The 23,012-nt window shown below is 67.8% G+C and carries 21 protein-coding genes, 2 tRNA genes and 2 pseudogenes; 19 read left to right on the plus strand and 6 right to left on the minus strand.

Annotation, left to right across the window (positions count from 1 at the left end; genetic code table 11):
* Positions 1-23 precede the first annotated feature (23 nt).
* The 9 genes from infC (at position 24) to ABB34_RS08140 (ending at position 7,262) form a co-directional block, all read left to right on the plus strand.
* Positions 24-548, plus strand: a complete 525-nt coding sequence (infC, locus tag ABB34_RS08100; protein ID WP_239738080.1) for a translation initiation factor IF-3 — start codon at positions 24-26, stop codon at positions 546-548.
* Between the two features lie 315 nt (positions 549-863).
* Complete coding sequence (gene rpmI / locus ABB34_RS08105) at positions 864-1,061, plus strand: 50S ribosomal protein L35 (protein ID WP_010342861.1); 198 nt, start codon at positions 864-866, stop codon at positions 1,059-1,061.
* Positions 1,062-1,071: 10 nt separating this feature from the next.
* Positions 1,072-1,431, plus strand: a complete 360-nt coding sequence (gene rplT / locus ABB34_RS08110; protein WP_003484828.1) for a 50S ribosomal protein L20 — start codon at positions 1,072-1,074, stop codon at positions 1,429-1,431.
* A 292-nt stretch (positions 1,432-1,723) separates the two neighbouring features.
* Positions 1,724-2,719: a phenylalanine--tRNA ligase subunit alpha gene (locus tag ABB34_RS08115; RefSeq protein WP_057640812.1), complete on the plus strand. Its 996-nt coding sequence runs from the start codon at positions 1,724-1,726 to the stop codon at positions 2,717-2,719.
* 76 nt (positions 2,720-2,795) lie between these two features.
* The gene (gene pheT / locus ABB34_RS08120) at positions 2,796-5,174 is read left to right on the plus strand and encodes a phenylalanine--tRNA ligase subunit beta (protein ID WP_057640813.1); all 2,379 of its coding nucleotides are present in this window, start codon (positions 2,796-2,798) and stop codon (positions 5,172-5,174) included.
* A gap of 27 nt (positions 5,175-5,201) precedes the next feature.
* Positions 5,202-5,501, plus strand: a complete 300-nt coding sequence (locus ABB34_RS08125; protein WP_054657702.1) for an integration host factor subunit alpha — start codon at positions 5,202-5,204, stop codon at positions 5,499-5,501.
* Positions 5,482-5,838, plus strand: a complete 357-nt coding sequence (locus ABB34_RS08130) for a MerR family transcriptional regulator (protein ID WP_057640814.1) — start codon at positions 5,482-5,484, stop codon at positions 5,836-5,838. Before ABB34_RS08125 ends, ABB34_RS08130 begins: the two co-directional genes overlap by 20 nt.
* 67 nt (positions 5,839-5,905) lie before the next feature.
* Positions 5,906-5,982, plus strand: a tRNA-Pro gene (locus ABB34_RS08135).
* A gap of 254 nt (positions 5,983-6,236) precedes the next feature.
* The gene (locus tag ABB34_RS08140) at positions 6,237-7,262 is read left to right on the plus strand and encodes a TraB/GumN family protein (protein ID WP_057640815.1); all 1,026 of its coding nucleotides are present in this window, start codon (positions 6,237-6,239) and stop codon (positions 7,260-7,262) included.
* Positions 7,263-7,273: 11 nt separating this feature from the next.
* On the opposite strand, the gene ABB34_RS08145 is transcribed toward ABB34_RS08140, so the two are convergent.
* Together ABB34_RS08145 and ABB34_RS08150 are read right to left on the minus strand one after the other, a co-directional pair.
* A complete protein-coding gene (locus ABB34_RS08145) occupies positions 7,274-8,326 on the minus strand; it encodes a 4Fe-4S dicluster domain-containing protein (protein ID WP_057640816.1) in 1,053 nt (350 codons plus the stop codon).
* Positions 8,327-8,370: 44 nt separating this feature from the next.
* Positions 8,371-8,661, minus strand: a complete 291-nt coding sequence (locus tag ABB34_RS08150; RefSeq protein WP_057640817.1) for a hypothetical protein — start codon at positions 8,659-8,661, stop codon at positions 8,371-8,373.
* 171 nt (positions 8,662-8,832) lie between these two features.
* On the opposite strand from ABB34_RS08150, the gene ABB34_RS08155 reads away from it, so the two are divergent.
* From ABB34_RS08155 to ABB34_RS08170, 4 genes are all read left to right on the plus strand, one after another.
* Positions 8,833-9,246 (plus strand): group III truncated hemoglobin, encoded by a 414-nt coding sequence (locus ABB34_RS08155; protein WP_057640818.1) that lies wholly within the window; start codon positions 8,833-8,835, stop codon positions 9,244-9,246.
* Between the two features lie 95 nt (positions 9,247-9,341).
* Positions 9,342-9,428: transfer RNA gene (locus tag ABB34_RS08160), tRNA-Leu, on the plus strand.
* Positions 9,429-9,451: 23 nt separating this feature from the next.
* On the plus strand, positions 9,452-10,741 hold the full coding sequence (locus tag ABB34_RS08165; RefSeq protein ID WP_057640819.1) for a nucleotide sugar dehydrogenase: 1,290 nt from the start codon (positions 9,452-9,454) through the stop codon (positions 10,739-10,741).
* Positions 10,742-10,766: 25 nt separating this feature from the next.
* A complete protein-coding gene (locus tag ABB34_RS08170; RefSeq protein ID WP_057640820.1) occupies positions 10,767-12,389 on the plus strand; it encodes an FMN-binding glutamate synthase family protein in 1,623 nt (540 codons plus the stop codon).
* 157 nt (positions 12,390-12,546) lie between these two features.
* Here ABB34_RS08170 and ABB34_RS08175 read toward each other — a convergent pair whose 3' ends face one another.
* Together ABB34_RS08175 and ABB34_RS08180 are read right to left on the minus strand one after the other, a co-directional pair.
* Positions 12,547-13,794, minus strand: coding sequence for a TIGR03862 family flavoprotein (locus tag ABB34_RS08175; RefSeq protein WP_057640821.1), 1,248 nt, complete (start codon positions 13,792-13,794; stop codon positions 12,547-12,549).
* Positions 13,778-14,209: an FKBP-type peptidyl-prolyl cis-trans isomerase gene (locus ABB34_RS08180; protein ID WP_057640822.1), complete on the minus strand. Its 432-nt coding sequence runs from the start codon at positions 14,207-14,209 to the stop codon at positions 13,778-13,780. Before ABB34_RS08180 ends, ABB34_RS08175 begins: the two co-directional genes overlap by 17 nt.
* 62 nt (positions 14,210-14,271) lie before the next feature.
* Here ABB34_RS08180 and ABB34_RS08185 point away from each other — a divergent pair, with 62 nt between their 5' ends.
* The 4 genes from ABB34_RS08185 (at position 14,272) to ABB34_RS08200 (ending at position 18,107) form a co-directional block, all read left to right on the plus strand.
* Positions 14,272-14,637 (plus strand): DUF6164 family protein, encoded by a 366-nt coding sequence (locus ABB34_RS08185; protein ID WP_057640823.1) that lies wholly within the window; start codon positions 14,272-14,274, stop codon positions 14,635-14,637.
* A gap of 19 nt (positions 14,638-14,656) precedes the next feature.
* A complete protein-coding gene (locus tag ABB34_RS08190) occupies positions 14,657-15,403 on the plus strand; it encodes a sulfurtransferase (RefSeq protein ID WP_057640824.1) in 747 nt (248 codons plus the stop codon).
* A 199-nt stretch (positions 15,404-15,602) separates the two neighbouring features.
* Positions 15,603-16,592: an LLM class flavin-dependent oxidoreductase gene (locus ABB34_RS08195; RefSeq protein ID WP_057640825.1), complete on the plus strand. Its 990-nt coding sequence runs from the start codon at positions 15,603-15,605 to the stop codon at positions 16,590-16,592.
* A 222-nt stretch (positions 16,593-16,814) separates the two neighbouring features.
* Positions 16,815-18,107 (plus strand): adenylosuccinate synthase, encoded by a 1,293-nt coding sequence (locus tag ABB34_RS08200; RefSeq protein ID WP_057640826.1) that lies wholly within the window; start codon positions 16,815-16,817, stop codon positions 18,105-18,107.
* A 195-nt stretch (positions 18,108-18,302) separates the two neighbouring features.
* Here the strand turns inward: ABB34_RS08200 and ABB34_RS08205 are convergent.
* Positions 18,303-18,473, minus strand: a pseudogene (locus tag ABB34_RS08205) (HupB); the annotation flags it as partial.
* Between the two features lie 163 nt (positions 18,474-18,636).
* Between ABB34_RS08205 and ABB34_RS08210 the strand changes: the two are divergent.
* A complete protein-coding gene (locus tag ABB34_RS08210) occupies positions 18,637-19,365 on the plus strand; it encodes an AraC family transcriptional regulator (RefSeq protein WP_057640828.1) in 729 nt (242 codons plus the stop codon).
* 96 nt (positions 19,366-19,461) lie between these two features.
* Entirely contained in the window at positions 19,462-22,125 is a 2,664-nt protein-coding gene (locus tag ABB34_RS08215) for a M1 family metallopeptidase (protein WP_057640829.1), read from the plus strand.
* 64 nt (positions 22,126-22,189) lie between these two features.
* Here ABB34_RS08215 and ABB34_RS08220 read toward each other — a convergent pair.
* Positions 22,190-23,012, minus strand: a pseudogene (locus tag ABB34_RS08220) (hypothetical protein); the annotation flags it as partial.

Below are 23,012 nucleotides of genomic sequence, written 5' to 3' on the forward strand. Positions count from 1 at the left end.
CGATTCCATCCGGAGATTGCAATATCAGTACCCCTGACAACAAGCAGAATCGCCGCAACCACGAAATCCGCGTGCCGCGCGTGCGCGTGATCGGCAGCGACGGCGAAATGATCGGCGTGATGTCGCGCGACGAAGCGCTGTCGATGGCCGAGGACGAGGACCTGGACCTGGTCGAGATCCAGCCGCAGGCCGACCCGCCTGTCTGCAAGATCATGGACTTCGGCAAGTTCAAGTTCGAGATGCAGAAGAAGGCCAACGAGGCCAAGAAGAAGACCCGCCAGGTCGAGATCAAGGAAGTGAAGTTCCGTCCGGTCACGGACGAGGGCGACTACCAGATCAAGCTGCGCAAGATGCGCGGTTTCCTTGAGGATGGCGACAAGATCAAGGTCAACATCCGCTTCCGTGGCCGCGAAATGAGCCATCAGGAGCTGGGCCGCGAGATGGCCAGCCGGATCGAGGCGGACCTGGGCGAGGACATCGTGATCGAGTCGCGCCCGCGCCTGGAAGGCCGGCAGATGGTCATGATGATCGCGCCGAAGAAGAAGTAAGCCCGCGGCCGCATGGCCGTGGCTTCACCAGGCGGGGAGGGGCGAAGGCCTCCTCCCCGTTTGTTTGCGCCCTTGCCCGGGTAGCCCGCCGGCCTGCATTTGCAAGTGCCCGGCCCGGCAGGCATAATGGGCGGCCCGGTTCTGCCGGGTTTGCTGTTTGCGACACCCAGGACCTGCCTGCCTCCATCGGGAGCGTGGGCTTCAAACCGGCAAGGGCAAGGATGGAAAGCGTGGTTCGTGTGCTTGGCGACGCAGTCGCGAAGCCCGTGAAACACCGCCCGGCCAGTGACAAAAGACCCAATCAAGGACATAGCAATGCCCAAGATCAAGACCAACCGGGCGGCGGCCAAGCGTTTCCGCAAGACCGCCTCCGGCAAGTACAAGGCCGGCCACGCCAACCGTAGCCACATCCTCACCAAGAAGGCGACCAAGCGGAAGCGCAACCTGCGTCAGACGAACCACGTCCGCGCAGAAGACGCAGGCCGTCTGGACCGCATGCTTCCCTACCTCTGAGGACTGACACATGGCACGAGTAAAGCGTGGTGTGCAGGCGCGCCGCCGCCACAAGAAAATCCTGACCCTGGCGAAGGGCTACTACAACGCCCGCCGCAAGGTATTCCGCGTCGCCAAGCAGGCGGTCATCAAGGCGCAGCAGTACGCCTACATCGGCCGCAAGCAGAAGAAGCGCAACTTCCGTTCGCTGTGGATCACCCGCATCAACGCGGCTGCCCGCATCAACGGCTTGAGCTACAGCCGTTTCATGAACGGCCTGCTCAAGGCCGGCATCACCCTGGACCGCAAGGTGCTGGCGGACATCGCCGTGCACGACGCGGCCGGTTTTGCCGCGCTGGCCGAGAAGGCCAAGGGCGCGCTGGCGGCATAAGTCCTTCCGCTGCCGGCGCGGTTCACCCGCGGTGGTGGTGAATGAGACAATGCATGGGGAAGGGCGCAAGTCCTTCCCCATTTCTTTTTCCGATTTGGCGTCAAAGCCTTGCTATTCCCTTCTCCCATCGGGAGAAGGTGCCCGGAGGGCGGATGAGGGGCGAGCGCAGTCCATGATGTTTGAACCATCGTGACTCCATTGCCCCTCACCCCAACCCCTCTCCCGGCGGGAGAGGGGCTTGAAGTGCCGGCGCAGGCAGGACGAGGCAAACCGATCCGAGGTCCGTCGATCCATGAGTGACATCCAATCCCTGACCGCACAGGCGCTGGCCGACGTGGCCGCGGCGCAGAACCCGGAAACGCTGGAAAACCTGCGCGTGGCCCTGCTCGGCAAGAGCGGCAGCATCACCGCCCAGCTCAAGCAGTTGGGCGCATTGCCGGCCGAGGAGCGCAAGGCGGCGGGCGAGGCGATCAACCGTGCCCGTGATGCCGTCTCCACCGCGCTGGGCGAGCGCAAGGCGCTGCTGGAAAGCGCGGCGCTGGATGCGCGGCTGGCGTCCGAGCGCATCGACGTCACCCTGCCGGGCCGCGATGGTGGCCGTGGCGGCCTGCATCCGGTCACGCGCACGCTGGAACGCATCACCGAGATCTTCGGCCGGCTCGGCTACGAGTTATCCGAAGGCCCGGAGATCGAGGACGACTGGCACAATTTCGAGGCGCTGAACTTCCCACCGCACCACCCGGCGCGCGCCATGCACGACACCTTCTACTTCGGCGACGGCCGCCTGCTGCGCACCCACACCTCGGGCGTGCAGGTGCGTTACATGGACGACCACGCACCGCCGCTGCGCATGATCGCCGCCGGCAAGGTCTACCGCAGCGACAGCGACCAGACCCATTCGCCGATGTTCCACCAGGTCGAGGGCCTGCTGGTGGACGAGCATTCCACCTTCGCCGACCTCAAGGGCACGCTGAGCGAGTTCGTGCGCGCGTTCTTCGAGCGCGATTTCGAGATGCGTTTCCGTCCCAGCTACTTCCCGTTCGTCGAACCGGGTGCGGAAGTGGATATCGCCTGGCAGCAGCCCGACGGCAGCACCCGCTGGCTGGAAGTGCTGGGCTGCGGCATGGTCCATCCGAACGTGCTGCGCAACTGCGGCATCGACCCGGAGCGCCATACCGGCTTCGCCTTCGGCCTGGGCGTGGAACGCTTCGCGATGCTGCGCTATGGCGTGAACGACCTGCGCGCGTTCTTCGACAACGACGTGCGCTTCCTGCGCCAGTTCGCCTGACGCGCGGCGCGGGCGACAGCGGGTTCCACAGGCATACACACGGCGGGCGCCGGCCCGCACAACGGATCGAACGACGATGAAATTCTCCGAAAGCTGGCTGCGCAGCCATGTCCCCACCGAGGCCTCGCGCGACGAACTGAGCGCGGTGCTGACCGCCATTGGCCTGGAAGTCGAGGACGTCACCGCGCTGGGCGATGGCCTGCAGCACGTGGTGGTGGCGCGCATCGTCGAAGCGGTGCGCCACCCGGAGGCCGACCGCCTGCAGGTGTGCAAGGTCGATGCCGGACAGGGCGAGCCGTTGCAGATCGTCTGCGGCGCGCCGAACGCGCGCGCCGGGCTGGTTGCGCCGCTGGCGATGGTCGGCGCGCAGATCGGCGAGTTGAAGATCAAGCCGGCCAAGCTGCGCGGCGTCGAGTCCAACGGCATGTTGTGTTCGGCCAAGGAACTTGGTTTGGACAGCGACGCTTCCGGCCTGCTGGAACTGCCGGATGATGCCCCGGTCGGCACGCCGCTGGTCGAGTACCTTGGCCTGCCCGACGCCAGCATCGAGATCAAGCTCACGCCGAACCGTGCCGACTGCTTCAGCGTGCGCGGCATCGCCTACGACGTGGCCGCGGCCACCCGCAGCGAGGTAAAGCCGTTCGCCGCGGAGTCGGTGGCCGCGGTGGGTAGCCGCGAGTTGTCCATCAGCTTGAATGCCGGTGCCGAAGCGCCGCGCTACCTCGGCCGCGTGATCGAGGGCGTCAACGCCGCCGCGCCGACGCCGCTGTGGATGGCCGAGCGCCTGCGCCGCAGCGGCGTGCGCCCGGTGTCGCTGCTGGTGGACATCACCCAGTACGTGATGCTGGAGCTGGGCCAGCCGATGCACGCCTACGACCTGGACACGCTCAAGGGCGAGATCGGCGTGCGCCGCTCGCGCAATGGCGAAACCCTCAAGCTGCTCGACGGCCGTGATGCCGCGCTGGACGACAGCTTCGTGCTGGTCACCGACGCCGACCGCCCGGTCGGCCTGGCCGGCCTGATGGGCGGTTTCGACACCCGCGTCACCGATGCCACCGGCAACGTGTTCCTCGAAGCGGCGCACTTCGCGCCGGCCGCGATCATGGGCCGTGGCCGCAAGCTGGGCCTGCATACCGATGCCGGCCACCGCTTCGAGCGCGGCGTCGATCCGCAGTTGCCGCGCACCGCGATCGAATACGCCACCGCGCTGGTGCTGGAACTGGCCGGCGGCACGCCGTCGCCGGTCACCGAAGCGGTACGCGAGGCCGACCTGCCGAAGGCGGCGACGATTGCCTTGCGCCGTGCGCGGATCGCCCGCGTACTCGGCATCCATATCGACGATGCCGAGGTCGAGCGCATCCTGCGCGCGCTGGGCATGGCGGTCGCGGCGACGGGCGAGGGCTGGAGCGTCACCGCGCCGAGCCGCCGCTTCGACATCGCCATCGAAGAGGACCTGATCGAGGAACTGGCGCGTATCCACGGCTACGAGAGGATCCCGACCACGCTGCCGGGAGGCGCCGCGCGCATCGCGATGCCCAGCGAAACCCGCCTCGACGACCTGAGCGTGCGCCGCCAACTGGTGGCGCGCGACCTGCTGGAAACCATCAACTACGCCTTCGTCGACGCCGGTCTGCTGGACCCGTGGGAGCTGAAGGACGGCCGCGTCGCGCTGGCCAACCCGCTGTCGGCGGAACTGGCGGTGATGCGGCCGATGCTGTTGCCGGGGCTGGTGGCCACGCTGGGCCGCAACGTCGCGCGCCAGGCCGGGCGCGTGCGCCTGTTCGAGCTGGGCCGCGTGTTCGCGCAGCAGGGCGAAGCCGGGCAAGCGCCATGCGAAACCGTGCGCGTGGCCGCCGCCGTGTGCGGCGACGCCGCCGTGCTGCAATGGGGCGACACGGCGCGCAAGGTCGATTTCCACGATTTGAAGGGTGATCTGGAGTCGCTGGCCGCGGCCTCCGGCGCGCGGTTGGAATTCCGTGCCGCACAGCATCCGTTCGCGCACCCGGCACGTTCGGCCGACGTCTGCCGCGATGGCCGGCGCATCGGCTGGATCGGCCAGCTGCACCCGCGCCTGGCCGCAATGATCGACATCGACGTGGAGGTGCTGGCGTTCGAGCTGGACCTGGAGCCGCTGGCCGCACGCAGCCTGCCGCGTGCCGGCGAGCTGTCGCGCTTCCCGGCGGTGCGCCGCGACCTGGCCGTGGTGGTGGCCGAGACGGTGGAATGGGGCGCCTTGTCGGCCACCATCCGCCAAGCGGCTGGCGGCCTGCTGCGCGAGGTGGTGCTGTTCGACCGCTACGTCGGCCAGGGCGTCGAACCGGGTTTCAAGAGTCTGGCTATGGGCTTGATTTTGCAGGACACCTCGCGCACTCTGACGGACCGCGATGTGGAAGCCGTGGTCGCCTCGGTGGTGGCTGCAGTCGAGCGCGAGCACGGCGCCAGGATCCGGGGTTGAGGCGGAAGCGACAGGGAACAGGCAGGCATGGCATTGACCAAGGCGGAGATGGCGGACCGGTTGTTCGACGAGGTCGGCCTGAACAAGCGTGAGGCCAAGGAGTTCGTCGATGCGTTCTTCGACGTGCTGCGCGATGCCCTGGAGCAGGGACGCCAGGTGAAGCTGTCCGGTTTCGGCAATTTCGACCTGCGGCGCAAGAACCAGCGCCCGGGTCGCAACCCCAAGACCGGCGAGGAAATTCCGATTTCCGCCCGCACGGTGGTCACCTTCCGTCCGGGCCAGAAGCTCAAGGAGCGGGTGGAGGCATATGCTGGATCCGGGCAGTAACCGCGAACTTCCGCCGATTCCGGCCAAGCGCTATTTCACCATCGGTGAGGTCAGCGAGCTGTGCGACGTCAAACCGCACGTGCTGCGCTACTGGGAGACCGAGTTCCCGAGCTTGGAGCCGGCCAAGCGCCGCGGCAACCGCCGCTACTACCAGCGCCACGACGTGCTGATGGTGCGGCAGATCCGCAGCCTGCTGTACGAACAGGGCTACACCATCGGCGGCGCGCGCCTGCAGCTGGAAGGCGAGGGTGCGCGGCAGGAGTCGGCGCTGAGCAACCAGATCATCCGGCAGGTGCGGATGGAACTGGAAGAAGTGCTGCAGCTGCTGCGGCGCTGAACACTTCCGCGCACAAAGCCGCTATAATCGCCAGCCCGCCGGCGTGCCGGCGGGTTGCAGCAGAGATCGGGGCGTAGCGCAGCCTGGTAGCGCATCTGCCTGGGGGGCAGAGGGTCGTCGGTTCGAATCCGGCCGTCCCGACCACTTGCTGGGAAACAACAGAAAGCCTGCGCTTCACAGTGCGGGCTTTTTTGTTGCCGCCATCCGTGGCGGCAACCCTTCGGGCCATCGACAAGCGATGTCAAAAACTGCTCCCGGCGGTTTTTTTTGTGCCTGCAGCCTGACGGCCAATCTTCAAGCGGAGCAGGCGTCCATGCCGCGCGAGCCAACGATTCGCTAACGCGGATGCCCGGGGAAATGGCTAATGTCGCGCCTTCGCGGAGTCACGGGGAAGGCGCATGCGCAGCAAGGAATGGAGTCGGCTGGCAGCCTGTCTGTTGCTGGTGGTGAGCATGTCCGCATGGGCAAGGGAAGAGCCGCCGGCGGTTGTGGTGGCGGCTGATGCGGCGCCCATCCGCGATCTGGAAACGCTGGTGGTGCACGGTGCGCAGCCGGGTCCCGGGCTGTGGAAGATCAGCAAGGACGGGCACGTGATGTGGGTGCTCGGTACGGTCCGACCGTTGCCCGACGGGATCGAATGGCAATCGGGCGAGGTGGAAGCGGCCATCGCACGCTCGCGGCAGGTGCTGTCGCCGCCTTCGTTCGCGTTGCATGCCGATGTCGGTTTCTTCGGGATGCTGGGGCTGGCGCCGGCAATGTGGAAGGCGACGCGCAACGAGGGCGGGGCCAGTCTTGAGGACGTGCTGCCTGCCGGGTTGTACGCACGCTGGCAGGTACAGAAACGCCGTTACCTTGGCCGGGACGGCGGCATCGAGCGCAAGCGGCCGATGATCGCGGCGGAGAAGCTGCGTGCGGCGGCGATCAAGTCCATTGGCCTCGGGCAGAAGCCTGTGCTGTGGTCGGTGCTGGAACGGGCGTTCAAGGCGGCCGGTATCGAACCCACCGCGACCCGATTGAAGTTCACCATCGACGACCCGAAGGCCGCGATTCGTGAGTTCCGTGCCGGCGGCATGGACGACACCGCCTGTTTCGAGCGGACGCTGGCGTCGGTGGAGCATGACCTGCCGAGGCTGGTGGAGCGTGCCAATGCCTGGGCGGTGGGCGATGTCGAGGCCCTGCGCCGGCTGCCGCTGGAGGATGTCGATGGCGCCTGCATGCAGGCGTTTGCCGAGTCCGGCTATGCGCGCGACCACGGTTACGGCAACCTGCGGGAAAAGGTGCGGCAGCACTGGCTGGAGGTCGCCGAGCAGGCGCTGCATGACAACGACGAAACGTTTGCGGTGCTGCCGGTCGATGACCTGCTGGCGGAGGATGGTTATCTGGCGCGGTTGCAGGCGCGTGGCTGCGAGGTGGACGCTCCCTGATGGGGGCTGCCTCAGGCCGATGCCAGTCCCGCCGCCGCCAACGTCAGGAACAGCAGCGACAACGCGGCGAACAGCAGCGGTTTGGTGCGCATGCCGGTGCGCGGCAGCTGGTTGATGCGTGCGCTGCTGGTGCGCAGGATCAGCCCTTCGGGAAAGGCGTTGCGCTGCATGCTGGCGTCGCAGGCGTCGATGCAGGCATTGCATTCGATGCAGGAGGTGGTGGGGCCGTTGCGGATGTCCAGGCCGATGGGGCAGGCGTGCACGCAATCGCCGCAATCGGTGCAGTCGCCCAGGTGCGTGTCCTTGAAGGTGGCGCGGGCACCGGCGCTGGTCGGGTGCGAGGCGCGGAACACGTAGTCGCGCGCGGTCATCGGGTCGAGCAGGCCGCGTGCGCGCTGCATCACGCTGCCGTTGCCGGGCGCGCGCGGGCCGCGCGGCTCGCCACGCCGTGCATCGTAGTGCAGGGTGGGGGTGAAGGCATCGGTGAGCAGCGGCTGCACGCGGCTGTACGGGCAGAGGTAGGTGCAGACCTGTTCGTGCAGGTAGAGCACGTTGGCCCAGGTGGCCAGTGCGTAGAAGCCGATCCAGAACGTTTCCCAGCCGCTGAGCGTGAACGGGTACAGCCCGCCGACCAGCTCGCGGATCGGCACGAAGTAGCCGACGAAGGTGATGCCGGTCCACGCCGCCACCAGCGCCCATGCCGCGTGCCGCATGGTTGCGGCCAGCCAGCGCGGGGCATCCTTGAAGGCGAACAACCGTTGCAGCCCGCGGTGCAGCCGCGTGAGCACCGTTTGCGGGCATGCGTAACCGCACCACAGCCGGCCGCCGACGCTGGTGACCAGGCACAGCACCGCCGCTGCCGCCAGTGCCAGCCACAGCAGCGGCAACATGCCTTCCGGGCGCAGTTGCAGGCCGAAGAAGTGAAGCTGCCTTGCGTCGATATTGAACAGCAGCAACGGCATGCCGTTCCACCGCAGCCACGGCAGGCCGTGGAACAGGCCCAGCATCAGCAGCATCGCGGACAGGCGCAGGGTCTGCCGGTGCCGCGCCGTGTCGTTGTGCATGGATGGCGCGATGGTGACGGAATCGATGACCGGCCGTGGCGTCGTCATTCCAGCGGTGGCTCGCCGTCGAGGTGGTCGGGCGGGTTCAGCAGCAGCGCGGTGGTGCCGCAGCCAAGGAAAGCGCCCAGCCATGCCAGCAGGAAGCCGACGCTGTAGCCGAATTCGCGGCTGATGGCGTGGCCGGGAAAGCTGATGCGCTGCAGTTCCAGCGGGTCGACGAAGGCGAAGAACAGCACCGATCCGACGGCCGCGAGGAAGAAGCTCGGCCACAGCACCGCGCCGAGCCGTTGCACCGGGAGCAGGCGTGGGCGAACGGGGTTGTCGGGGTCGTTCATGCGAGCGTCCGGAACGGGCACGGGGCGTACAATGGCGGGGCTGCCGCTGCGGCAACGCCGGCGGTGCGGGAGTGCCGCGCCGCCAGACTAGGTGGCCCCGCGATGGCGGGCCTTGATCTGGATCAAGTACCCGCAGCCGGCACGCGCAGCCCGTGCAACGAGGAACCGCGAATGAATGAAGAACGCCTGCCGCAGCCGGCACTCGACCTGTGCAGCGAGGAGGAGGTCGACCGCCTCGTGCGGCGCTTCTACGGCCGCGTGCGCGAGGACGACATGCTCGGGCCGGTGTTCGAGGCCCATGTCCACGACTGGGAGGAGCACATGCTGCACCTGGTCGATTTCTGGTCGGCCCTGCTGCGCGGCACGCGGCGTTTCCGTGGCGCGCCGGTGCAGAAGCACATGGTGATCGACGAGCTGCGCGAGGAATTGTTCGAGCGCTGGCTGCTCCTGTTCCGGCAGACTACCGCCGGGCTGGGCAACCCGCCGATGCAGCGGCTGGCCGATGATGCCGCCGAACGCATCGCGGAGAATTTCTGGCGGCGGTTCCAGATGTCACGCTGGCCGAGCCTGCAGATGCTGGGGTGAGCGTGGCGGCGATGGCCGGGGAAGTGGGGGCGCGCATGCCGCCACGGGAGAGGCGCGATTCACAAGCGCGCGCCGATCAGGCACGCTATCGCGATGCCCGGATGGCGAAACTGGTAGACGCATCGGACTTAAAATCCGCCGGCCGCGAGGCCATGCCGGTTCGATTCCGGCTCCGGGCACCAGTTCGCAACCACGAAGGGATGGCATGAGCGCCGACATCACCGCAGCCACCGTGCCGCGCATCGCCATCATCGGCCTGGGCTACGTGGGCCTGCCGCTGGCGGTGGAATTCGGCAAGGCGCTGGACGTACTGGGCTACGACATCGACGTGGCGCGTGTGGCCGAGCTGCACAACGGCCACGACCGCACGCTGGAGCTGGCCGATGCCGAACTGGCTGCCGCCACCGGGTTGCGCTACAGCGCCGATCCCGCCGAGCTGGCGCAGTGCAACGTCTTCATCGTCACCGTGCCCACGCCCATCGACGCCTGGGAGCAGCCCGATCTTGAACCGTTGCGCGGTGCCAGCCGGCTGATCGCCGGCGCGCTCAAGCGCGGCGACCTGGTGGTCTACGAGTCCACGGTCTACCCCGGCACTACCGAGGAAGTCTGCGTGCCGCTGCTGGAGCAGGGCTCCGGGCTGCGCTTCAACATCGATTTCTACTGCGGCTACAGCCCCGAGCGGATCAATCCGGGCGACCGCCAGCGGCGGCTGCCGGACATCCGCAAGATCACCTCCGGCTCCACGCCGGAGGCGGCCGAGACGGTGGACGCGCTGTACCGGCGCATCATCGCCGCCGGTACCTGGCGCGCACCGTCGCTGCGCGTGGCCGAGGCGGCCAAGGTGGTCGAGAACATCCAGCGCGACGTCAACATCGCGCTGGTCAACGAGCTGGCATTGATCTTCGACAAACTCGGCATCGACACGCTGGATGTTCTGGAAGCGGCCGGTACCAAGTGGAACTTCCTGCCGTTCCGGCCGGGCATGGTCGGTGGCCATTGCATCGGCGTGGATCCGTACTACCTGCTGCACAAGTCCGAGAGCGTCGGTTACCACCCGGACCTGATCCACACCGCGCGGCAGGTCAACAACCGCGTGGTCGCGCACGTGGTCGAACGCGTGCGCGTATTGCTGGAAGGCAGGAACAAGTCTTTGCGCGGCGCGAAGGTGCTGGTGCTGGGCGTCACCTTCAAGGAGGACTGCCCGGACATGCGCAACAGCCGCGCGCTGGACCTGGTGCGGCTGCTGGCCGGGCAGGGCGCGGCGGTGGATGCGTTCGACCCGTGGGCCGATGCGGCCGAGGCCGCGCACGAATCCGGCGTGGCGCTGTGCGACGCGCCCGCGCAGAACCACTACGACGCGGTGGTGCTGGCCGTGGCGCATCGCCAGTTCCGCGCGTTCGACGAGGCCCGGATCCGCGCGCTGGGCGTGCCGGACATGGTGGTCTACGACGTGAAGTCGGCATGGCCGCGCCACGTCGTGGACGACCGCCTGTAATTTCCGCAATCGCAAGAGGACGGCAATGCATCGCTATCTGGTTTACGTGTTGGCCCTGGTCCTGTTGCCGGTCTCGCTGGCGTTGGCCCTGCACTGGCCTGCCTGGTACTGGGGCGTGGGCCTGTTCGGCGCGATGTCGCTGCTGGGCACGTGGGACATGCTGCAGCGGCGCAGCACGCTGCGGCGCAATTACCCGGTGCTGGCGCACTTCCGCTACGGGCTGGAATCCATCGGCCCGGAGATCCGCCAGTACTTCGTGCAGAGCGACCTGGACGACGTGCCGTTCTCGCGCCAGCAGCGGCAGCTGGTCTACCAGCGTGCGCGCAACGTGATGGACGTGGTGCCGTTCGGCACGCTGCGCAGCGCCTATGCGGTGGACTACGAATGGATCAACCATTCGCTGGCGCCCGCCCACGCCGCCGACCATGATTTCCGGGTGGTGATCGGCGCCGGCTGCGCCAGGCCGTACTCGGCCAGCGTGTTCAACATCTCGGCGATGAGCTTCGGCTCGCTGTCGGCCAACGCCATCCGCGCGCTGAACAAGGGCGCGAAGCTGGGCGGCTTCTACCACGACACCGGCGAGGGTTCGATCTCGCCCTACCACCGCGAGCATGGCGGCGACCTGGTGTGGGAAATCGGCTCGGGGTATTTCGGTTGCCGCGACGAGCAGGGCGGTTTCAGCGAGGAGCGCTTCGTCGCCAACGCCAACCACGACCAGGTGAGGATGATCGAGATCAAGCTGTCGCAGGGCGCCAAGCCGGGCCACGGCGGGGTGCTGCCGGCGGCCAAGGTCAGTGCGGAAATCTCGGTTACCCGCGGCGTACCGATGGGCGTGGACTGCGTGTCGCCGGCGCAACACTCGGCGTTCTCCACGCCGGTGGGGCTGCTGCAGTTCGTGGCGCGGCTGCGCGAGCTGTCCGGCGGCAAGCCGACCGGCTTCAAGCTCGCCATCGGCCACCCATGGGAATGGTTCGGCATCGCCAAGGCGATGCACGAGACCGGGCTGTTGCCCGACTTCATCGTGGTCGATGGCGCCGAGGGCGGCACCGGTGCCTCGCCGGCCGAGTTCATCGACCACGTTGGCGTGCCGATGAACGAAGCCCTGATCCTGGTGCACAACACGCTGGTGGGGTTGAACCTGCGCGAGCGCATCCGCATCGGTGCCGCCGGCAAGGTGACCAGCGCCTTCGACATCGCCCGCACCATCGCGCTGGGCGCGGACTGGTGCAATGCCGGGCGCGGCTTCATGTTCGCGCTGGGCTGCATCCAGTCGCTGAGCTGCCACAACGACAAATGCCCCACCGGCATCGCCACCCAGGACCCGAGCCGCTGGAAGCACCTGGAACCGGAAGACAAGGCGCACCGCGTGGCCAGCTTCCACGACAACACCCTGCGCGCGCTGCGCGACCTGCTGGGGGCGGCCGGTCTGCAGCATCCTTCCGAACTCGGGCCCGAGCACATCCTGCGTCGCGTCTCGCCCACCGAGATCCGCTCGATGGCGACGCTGTACCGCTACCTGGCCCCCGGCGAGCTGCTGGACCGGGTGCCCGAGCATGCGGTGTTCCGCGAATACTGGGCCGATGCGCGCAGCGACTCGTTCGGCCCGCCGCCGCGGATCGCGGCATTGCGGGGAACCAAGCTGTGCTGAGGCCCGAGCAGGAGTCGTAGGTACGGGGCTCGCCCCGTATGGAGGCTTTTCCGGTGAAGCTTCGTGCGGGGCGAGCCCCGCACCTACGGAAGCAGTGCGGAGGCTTCACCGGGAACGCTTCATGCGGGGCAGGCCCCCCGCATCCATGGGGATGCGCTCACCGCAGCCAATCGACCGCGCCTTCGGCGGCACGCAGGGCGCTGGCGTAGCAGGCGGTCAGCAGGTAGCCGCCGGTCGGGGCTTCCCAGTCCAGCATTTCGCCGGCGCAGAACACGCCGGGCAGGGCACGCAGCATCAGCCGCGCGTCCATCGCCTCCAGCCGCACGCCGCCGGCGGTGCTGATGGCCTCGCTCATCGGGCGCGGGCGCAGCAGGCGCAGCGGCAGGCGTTTGAGCGTGCGCGCCACCGCATCCAGGTCGTTGCCGGCGTCCTTGCCGAGTATTTCGAATACCAGCGCAGCCTTGGCCGCATCCACACCGGCGGCGCGGCGCAGGTGTTCGCCGAAGCTGCGGCCTTTGCGCGGGCGTGCGAGGTCGGCGTGCAGGCGTTGCAGCTCGCGGCCGGGGACGAGGTCCAGTTCCAGCATCGCGTGGCCATCACGGTTGATCGCCTCGCGCAGATCGGCGGCGATGGCATAAATCACGCTGCCTTCGATGCCGTATCCGCTGGCCACGCATTCGCCTTGCAATGCATGCGCGGTGCCATGTGCGTCGCGCCAATGCGCGATGATCGGTTTGAGCGGGCTGCCGGCGTGGCGCTGCTGGAAGTGCGTGCTCCAGTCGATGTCGAAACCGCAGTTGGCCGCTTGCAACGGTGCGATTTCGACGCCGCGTGTACGCAGCGCCTCCACCCAACCGCCATCGGAGCCGAGCTGCGGCCAGCTGCCGCCGCCCAGTGCCAGCACGGTGGCGTCGGCCCGCACGGTGGTTTCGCCGGCGGCGGTCCGCATGCGCAGGCTGCCGTCGTCGTTCCAGCCCAGCCAATGGTGCTGGACGTGGAAGCGCACGCCCTGTTCCTTCAGGCGCCGCACCCAGCCGCGCAGCAGTGGCGCGGCCTTGCGGTCCAGCGGAAACACGCGCCCGGAGCTGCCCACGTAGGTCTCCACGCCCAGCCCCTGCGCCCAGCGGCGCAGTGCGTCGGCGTCGAACCCGTCCAGCCAGCTGGCGACCGCCGCCTCACGCTCGCGGTAGCGGGCGTCGAACCCGGGACGCGGTTCGGAATGGGTGAGGTTCAGCCCGCCCTTGCCGGCGATCAGGAACTTGCGTCCCGGCGAGCCCTTGGCTTCGTACAGATCGACCGGCAGCCCGGCGCCACGCAGGCGCTCGGCGGCGAACAGCCCGGCCGGGCCGCCGCCGATCACCGCGACGCGCTTTCCCGTGGGACGGGTTTCAGCGGGGCTGGACATCGAGCAGTTCGACGTCGAACACCAGCGAGGAGCCCGCCGGGATCGGGCCGGTGCGGCGGTTGCCGTAGCCGTACTCGGCCGGGATCAGCAGCGTGCGCTTGCCGCCGACCTTCATGCCGGCCACGCCCTCGTCCCAGCCGCGGATGACCTGCTTCTCGCCGAGGTTGAAGGTGAACGGCTGGGCGCGGTCCAGCGAGCTGTCGAACTTCTCGCCGTGCCTGTCGGCAGTGCGTTCGTCGTAGAGCCAGCCGGTGTAGTGCACGGTGACCTTGCTGCCGGGCACGGCCTCGGCGCCGTTGCCCGGCACGGTGTCGATGCGCTCGAAAGCCGCGATGCTGCCTCCCGGCGGCGGGCCGGGCGGGGTGCAGCCGGCAAGGGGCAGGGACAGCAGCAAGCTGGCGAAAAGACGACGCATGGCGGTATTCACGGATACGAAACACGCAAGGGTAGCGCATCGCCTGCGGGTATCATGGCGGCATGGCCAAACTGCTGCTCAACCTGCGCAACGTCGAGGAAGACGAAAGCCGCGAAGTCGGCGAATTGCTCGACCGCAACGGCATCGCCTGGTACCGCACCGAACCCAGCCCGTGGGGCATTTCCTTCGGTGGCATCTGGCTGCGCGAGCGTGGCGACCACCCGCGCGCGAAGGCGCTGATGGACGCTTACCAGAGCGAGCGCTCGCAGCGCGTGCGCGCCGAGCGCGAAGCCGGGCTGCGCGACGGCACCGCCGAAACCTTCGCCACGCTGTTCCGCCGGCGGCCGCTGTACGTGCTCGCCATGCTGCTGGGCATGCTCGCGGCGGCGGCGCTGGTGCTGCTGCCGTTCGTGCTGCTGCGTGGCTGAGTGCAGGTAAAATGGCGGCATGATCGTCAATACCGCTGCCTACCACTTCGTTTCCATCGCCGATGCCGAAGCGCTGGCCGCCCGGCTGCTGGAGCGGGCGCAGGCGCTGGAGCTGCGCGGCACCCTCCTGGTCGCGGGCGAGGGCATCAACCTGTTCCTGGCCGGCAGTGCCGAAAGCATCGATGCCTTCTATGGCGAATTGAAAGATGATGCGCGCTTTTCCGACATGCGCGTCAAATACAGCCATAGCCATATGCAGCCGTTCGCGCGGCTCAAGGCCAAGGTCAAGCAGGAGATCATCAGCTTCCGCCGCGACGACGGCCAGCCGCTGGACTACCCGCGCGCCCCGGCCGTGGCTCCGGCCACGCTGCAACGCTGGCTGCGGCAGGGCCATGATGACGACGGCAAGCGCGTGGTGATGCTCGACACCCGCAACGAGCAGGAATTCGCGCACGGCACCTTCGCCGGCGCCTTGACCCTGCCGATCGCCCGCTTCACCGACCTGCCGGCGGCGCTGGAACCGCACCGCGCCGGGCTGGCCGATGCCACCGTGGTCAGCTTCTGCACCGGCGGCATCCGCTGCGAGAAGGCCGCGTTGTGGATGCGCAACGACGGCATGGACAACGTGCTGCAGCTGGATGGCGGCATCCTCGGTTATTTCGAGGACGTCGGCGGCGAAGGCTACGAGGGCCGTTGCTTCGTGTTCGACGAGCGCGTGGCGCTGGACCCGCAGTTGCAGCCGCTGGTGGACGCAGCAACTCCGTAGATGCGGGGCTTGCCCCGCATGTGGCTTTCCCGGTAATGCCCCTGTGTCGGGCAAGCCCGACACCTACGAGAGCGGTACTCCTGTGGGTGAGGGTGGAATCACCGCGGAAAACAGTGTCCGGGTGATGGCCGTTCCGGATGGATGGGAAACGCCCCGGCGGACCCCCATGTCGTTTCCGACGTCCGCCGGAAACCACCGCATGATCCCCCTTTCCATCCTCGACCTGGCCCCGGTCTGCGAAGGTGCCACGCCCCGCGAGGCCTTCGCCAACATGCTCGATCTGGCCCGCCATGCCGAGCGCTGGGGCTACCGCCGCTACTGGCTGGCCGAGCACCACAACATGCCGGGCATCGCCAGCGCGGCGACCTCGGTGCTGATCGGCCACGTCGCCGGTGGCACCTCCACCATCCGCGTCGGTGCCGGCGGCATCATGCTGCCCAACCATTCGCCGCTGCAGGTGGCCGAGCAGTTCGGCACGCTGGCCTCGCTGTACCCGGGGCGCATCGACCTCGGCCTGGGCCGGGCGCCGGGCACCGACCAGCCCACCGCGCGGGCCCTGCGCCGCTATTTCGACAGCGCCGACCAGTTCCCGCAGGATGTGGCCGAACTGCTGCGCTACTTCGAGCCGGCGCAGCCAGGGCAGGGTGTGCAGGCGGTGCCGGGGGCGGGTGTCGAGGTGCCGGTGTGGCTGCTCGGCTCCAGCCTGTTCAGCGCGCGCCTGTCGGCGGCGATGGGCCTGCCGTTCGCGTTCGCCTCGCATTTCGCCCCGGATGCGATGGACGAGGCGGTGGCGCTCTATCGCCGCGATTTCCGTGCTTCGGCACGGCTGGCCGAGCCCTGGGTGATCCTCGCGCTGAACGTGGTGGCCAGCGAATCGGAGGCGCAGTCGCGGCGGCTGTTCACCACCCAGCAGCAGAGCTTCGTGAACCTGCGGCGCGGCCGGCCGGGGCGCATCCCGGCGCCGGTGGACGACATCGAGGCGTTCTGGGAGCCGCATGAAAAGGCCGGTGTGGAGCGGGCGCTGGCCTGCACCGTGCTGGGCGATGCGGCGCAGGTCGGCGAGGGGCTGGCGGCATTTGCCGCGCGCCACCGCCCGGACGAGATGATGATCACCGCCAACGTCTTCGACCACGCCGCGCGGCTGCGTTCCTTCGAGTTGGCGATGCGGGCGTGGCAGTCGCGGCACTGACGACGGCTGGCTGAACCGCGGCGCGGCCGCGCTGGCGGCTGCCGCGGAAAACCCGGATAATCTCGCAAAGCCGGTGGGGTGACCCCGCCGGCTTTTTCCGTGTCCGGGCCCTGCCTGCGCCGGCCGCCCCCCGATGGGGCCGCCAACCGCGCCGGCTCCGCCCCGGCCACGGTCTACCCATCCGCGGCCCCGATGGCCGCAGCTAAACAGGAGTCACCCGTCATGGGTCAATCAGTTGTTGTTCTCGGCGCCCAGTGGGGCGATGAAGGCAAGGGCAAGATCGTCGATCTGCTGACCGAGGAAATCGGTGCGGTCGTGCGTTTCCAGGGCGGCCACAACGCCGGCCACACCCTGGTCATCAACGGCAAGAAGACCGTGCTGCACCTGATCCCGTCCGGCATCCTGCGCGACGGCGCGCTGTGCCTGATCGGCAATGGCGTGGTGATTTCCCCGGCCGCGCTGCGCAAGGAGATCGAGGAACTGGAAACGGCCGGCGTGGAAGTGCGCTCGCGGCTGAAGATCTCCCCGGCCGCGCCGCTGATCATGCCGTACCACATCGCCCTGGACCAGGCGCGCGAGAAGGCCGCCGGCGGCAAGGCCATCGGCACCACCGGACGCGGCATCGGCCCGGCCTACGAGGACAAGGTGGCGCGCCGCGGCATCCGCATCGCCGACCTGCACTACCCGGAACAACTGGCCGAGAAGCTGCGCGCTGCACTGGACTACCACAACTTCGTGCTGACCAAGTATCTGGGCGTGGAGCCGGTGGATTTCGACGCCGTCTACGCCGAGGCGCTGGCGTTCGGCGAATACGTCGAGCCGATGAAGTCGGACGTGGCCGGCATCTGCCACGAGCTGCGCAAGCAGGGCAAGCGCGTGCTGTTCGAGGGCGCGCAGGGCGCGCTGCTGGACATCGACCACGGCACCTACCCGTACGTCACCAGCTCCAACACCACCATCGGCGGCGCATTGGCCGGCACCGGCGTCGGCGCCGATTCGATCGACTACGTGCTGGGCATCGCCAAGGCCTACGCCACCCGCGTCGGCGGCGGCCCGTTCCCGACCGAACTGGACGACGAGATCGGCCAGGGCATCCGCGACCGCGGCGCCGAATACGGCGCCTCGACCGGCCGCCCGCGCCGCTGCGGCTGGATGGACATCGTCGCGCTCAAGAGCGCGGTGGCCATCAACGGCATCTCCGGCCTGTGCATCACCAAGCTCGACGTGCTCGATGGCATGGAGAAGCTCAAGGTCTGCATCGCCTACGAATACCGCGGCAAGCGCACCGAGTACGCGCCGCTGGACGCGCAGGGCTGGGAGGAATGCACCCCGGTGTACCTGGAGTTCCCCGGCTGGAGCGAGAACACCCACGGCATCACCGAGTGGGAACAGCTGCCGCCGGCCGCCCGCGCCTACCTGCGCGCGCTGGAGGAACTGGCCGGCTGCCCGGTCAGCATCGTCTCCACCGGCCCGGACCGCGACCACACCATGATCCTGCAGGACCCGTGGGGCTGAGCCTCGCCGGCGAAGTGGCATGAGGAAAGGCCCTGCACTTGCGGGGCCTTTTCGTATCCGGGCTTCTCGAGGCAGCCATGGTTTGGCCGTGCATGGAGGGCTGCAGCCAGCCCCGGTGATCCGACGGCAGTCATTGCCTCGGGGTGGTTGAGAGGTGGCCGGCCCCGGCCTTCAGTGTTTCCCGCTGCCGGGCGACTTGCGGCCGCTGCCGGATTTCTTGCCGCCGCCATCCTGCTTGTTGACCGTGGCCCAGGCGATCCGCTCGGCGGCTTCATGGCTGCGGCCGTGCTCCAGTTCGCTTTTCTCGATGTGCCGGGCCTGCCGCTTCTGCTTGTCGGTATAGCTGGACTTGTCGCCTTGGGTCATGTCGCTTCTCCCGTGATTGGATTGCCGGCAGGTATAGGCCGGACAGGTAGAGCGGGGCGTGAAGCAAGCGTTGGCAATCCGCTATTCGTTGCCTTTGGCAGGTCCGGGAGAGTGGGGCGGCTGGCTAGAATGCGGCCGTTGCGATGCTGCCGGATTCCTGCCGATGCGAATCGACCCTGCCGAAATCGAAGCCCTGTTCGATGCCATTCCCAGCGTGCTGTTCTTTGCCAAGGACAGCGCGGGGCGTTACACCCACGTCAACAAGACGATGATGCAGCGGCTTGGCGTGCGGTCGCGCGGGGAGGTGATCGGCAGGCGTGCCGATGAGCTGTACCCGGCCGGAATGAGCGAGGCGTACGTCGCGCAGGACCAGCGCGTGCTGGCTGGCGAGGTGGTCGAGAACGTCATGGAACTGCAGCTGTTTGCCAACCGCCGGCCGGGTTGGTGCCTGACCTGCAAGCGCCCGATCGTCGAGAACGGCAAGGTGGTGGGCCTGATCGGCATTTCCCGCGACCTGGGGCAACGCGGTGGGCTGGAGTCGCAGTACGAGCCGCTGCGGTTGGCCTTGGACTACCTCAGCACGCACTACGCCGAGAGCGTGCGCATGCAGACCCTGCTGGACATCACCGGGTTCTCGCTGTCCAAGCTGGAGCGGAGCTTCCGCAAGGTGTTCCAGATGACCCCGCAGCAGGTGCTCACCCGGCTGCGCATCCAGATCGCGCTGCACCTGCTGCATGGCGAGGACAGCGTGGCCAGCATCGGCCAGGCCTGCGGGTTCAGCGACCAGAGCGCGTTCACCCGCAAGTTCAAGGCCGAGGTGGGCATGGCGCCGCGCCAGTACCGGGCGTTGATCGCGGCCAGGGAACGGCCGGGTGACCTGCCCATGGATTGACGGAAGCATGACTTCCGGCGCTGTCCGGCGCATGCCGCGGGCGGCGACGATGCGTCATTGGCTGATTCCGTCGATGGCATACAAGGGAGAGTGAGCATGCGTCGTATCCTGGCAACCGCAATCGCGCTGGCGTTGGCCGGCACCTGTGTTTCGGCATCCGCACAAGGCGAGGCGCCTGCGACGCCCGTGGCCGGGCAATCATCGGCAACGACCCAACTGCCGCGTACCGCACGGCCGAGCCATTACCACGTCGAGGTCACGCCGCATGCCGGGGAGATGGCGTTCGACGGCAAGGTGCGGATCGACCTGGAGGTGCTGGAAAGCACGTCGAGCATCGTGTTGCAGGCGGCGAACCTGCGCTTTGCCAACAGTACGCTCGCCGCGGCCGGCGGCAAGCCGATGCCGGCAACCGCAAGTGTCGATGGCGAGAACCAGACCGCCACCTTCAGCTTCGGCAAGCCGTTGTCCCCGGGGCATTACACGCTTGCCACCGATTACAGCGGCGTCATCAACACCCAGGCCAATGGCCTGTTCGCGCTCGACTACCCGACCGAGTCGGGTAACCGGCGCGCGCTGTTCACCCAGTTCGAGAACTCAGATGCGCGGCGTTTCATCCCCTCGTGGGACGAGCCGGGCTACAAGGCGACCTTCGACCTGGTCATCAACGTGCCGGAAGCCGAGATGGCGGTCAGCAACATGCCGGTGGCAAGCACCAGGGAGCTGGGCAATGGCCTGAAGCAGGTGGTGTTCCAGACCACGCCGAAGATGTCCACCTACCTGCTGTTCGTCGCGGCCGGCGATTTCGAGCGGGCCGCCATCAAGGACGACGGCGGTACCGAGATCGGCGTGATCGCGCAGAAGGGCAAGGTCGAGCAGGCGCGCTTCGCGCTGGAGGGCAGCCGTGAGGTCCTGCGCGAGTACAACGATTATTTCGGCGTGCCCTACCCGCTGCCGAAACTCGACAACCTGGCCGCGCCCGGCAGCAGCCAGTTCTTCAGCGCGATGGAGAACTGGGGGGCGATCTTCACCTTCGAGCACACGCTGTTGATCGACCCGGCGGTATCCGGCGTGTCGGACCAGCAACGCGTGTTTTCGGTCGCCGCGCACGAGATCGCGCACCAGTGGTTCGGCAACCTGGTGACGATGGCGTGGTGGGACGACCTGTGGCTCAACGAAGGTTTCGCCACCTGGATGGAGGGCCGCACCACCCGCAAGCTGCATCCGGAATGGGACATCAACAATGTCGATGCGGCCATGACCAGCCGTGGCGCGATGGGCCGTGATGCCTACGCCACCACCCACCCGATCGTGCAGCACGTGGCCACCGTGGAGCAGGCCAGCCAGGCCTTCGACGGCATCACCTACGGCAAGGGCGCGGCGGTGATCGCGATGTTCGAGGATTACGTGGGTGCCGATGCCTGGCGCGAGGGTGTGCGCAGCTACATCCGTGCGCACGCCTATGGCAACGCGGTGACCGACGACCTGTGGCGCGAGATGGACAAGGCCGCGCCGGACAAGCAGTTCGTCGAGGTCGCGCACGACTTCACCCTGCAACCGGGCGTGCCGCTGATCCGCGTCGCCAGTACCTGCGTGGATGGCAACACGCAGGTGAAGCTGGAGCAGGGCGAATACACCATCGACCGCAAGGACAAGGTGCCGCTGCGCTGGCGCGTGCCGGTGACCGTGCGCGGTGCCGACGGTACCGTCGTGCGTACCCTCGTCGACGGCAATGGTTCGCTGGAGCTGCCGGGCTGCGCTGGGCCGGTGCTGGTCAATGCCGGGCAGAAGGGCTACTACCGCACGCTGTATGCACCGGAGCAGTTCAAGGCACTGAGCGGTGATTTTGCGCGCCTGCCGGTGGTGGACCAGCTTGGCGTGATGATGGACGCCAGCGCGCTGGCGGCGGTCGGCCTGCAGCCCGAGTCGGACATGCTGGACCTGACCGCGCAGGTGGCGGCCGATGCGCCATCGGACCTGTGGGAAATGGTGGCAGGCACGCTGGGTGGCATCGACAGCATGTTCAAGGGCGATGCGCCGCGCCAGGCGGCTTTCCGCAAGTACGCACGTTCGCGTCTGGTACCGGTGCTGCAGTCGCTGGGCTGGGATGGGCGCGAGGATGACTCGGCGCAGACCCGGGAGTTGCGCAGTGGTCTGATCCGCGTGCTCAGCACGATGGGTGACGAGCAGGTGGTCGCCGAGGCGAAGCGTCGTTTCGATGCCTTCCTCACCAGCCCGGAATCACTGTCGGCCGACCTGCGTCGCACGGTGCTGGGCGTGGTCGCGCGCAACGCCGATGCCGCCACCTGGGACAAGCTGCACGAGCTGGCGAAGAAGGAAACCTCGGCAATGGTGCGTGCCCAGTACTATGGCTTGCTGGCGCTGCCGCAGGACAAGGCGCTGGCGCAGCGGGCACTGGACATGGCGCTGACCGACGAGCCGGGTGCGACCAACAGTGCAGGGATGATCGCTGCGGTGTCGCGCGAGCATGCGGACATGGCGTTCGACTTCGCCGTGGCCCACCGCGAGAAGGTGGATACGCTGGTGGACAGCACTTCGCGTGCGCGCTACTACCCCGGCTTGGGCATGAGCTCGGACGACCTGAAGATGGTCGACAAGATCCGGGACTACGCCGACAAGTACATCGCACCGACCTCGCGCCGCGATGCTGAGACGATGATCGCCGGCATCCAGACCAAGCTGAAGCTGCGCGCCGAGCGCAAGCCGCAGATCGATGCCTGGTTGCGGCAGCACGGGTATTGAGGCAGGCAGCGGGCCCGCCGCCACCGCTGTTTCCGATGGCGGCGGGCCCGGGCGAACCGTTTTCCTAGGGTTTGGTCACGAAGCGATCTTCTTCGTGGCAGGACGGCCGCTCCGAGGGGCATGGCCACAACCCGGCCGGCACGGTGGCGCGGGTCTCGAAATGGTCGCCGTTCCATAACAGGAAACCGGCGTGGGCCAGGTAGCCGGCGTCGTAGGTGTGCGCATCTTCGGGCAGGGGATTTTCCGGGTCGGATTCGACGATCCAGCGCGCCACCGGCACCCGATCCAGCCAAGAGTCGTCCAGAAACGGCCCGCCCGCGCCCAGTTGCCTGTAGCGTTCCATCGTCTCTTCCCCCAGCACCTGCTCCGGAGGCGTCAGTTGCGCGGTCACGTCCTCGATGGCTTGGCCGGCGACCTTGCGGTAGGCACGCAGGCCGCTGCCTATCCGTGCATTGGGGTACCCGAGGCAGATGTCCTGGACGCTGCCTTCGGGCAACTGGATCGGGCTGTCCTTCACCAGTTTGCAGCTGAACCGGACCTGTATCAAATAGCCGGTAATGGCCGGGTTTTCCGATTCGAAGGTGCGAATCCACAGGGCAGAGTCTCCGGAGGAAACCATGCTGATGCGGCGATCGGGACGCTCGGCGATGCGGGGAATCAGCATCATGCCGCCGATGGCTTGCCGCACCGTGTATTGCCATATATCCGGAGTGGTGCGGAAATCGGCGGGTGGCAGGGACAGGACAAGGTCCTCGATGTCTTTTGGCAACCCCCTGAGGACGATGCGTGTCTCGGGCATGGACAAACCCAGCGTGGTCACCCCGGGCAGGGGAGGCGTGCCGGCGGCAATGGGGACGGGCAGGGGACGGGGGGCGGCCGTGGTTTCG

Source organism: Stenotrophomonas daejeonensis, assembly GCF_001431505.1.
Taxonomy (GTDB): domain Bacteria; phylum Pseudomonadota; class Gammaproteobacteria; order Xanthomonadales; family Xanthomonadaceae; genus Stenotrophomonas; species Stenotrophomonas daejeonensis.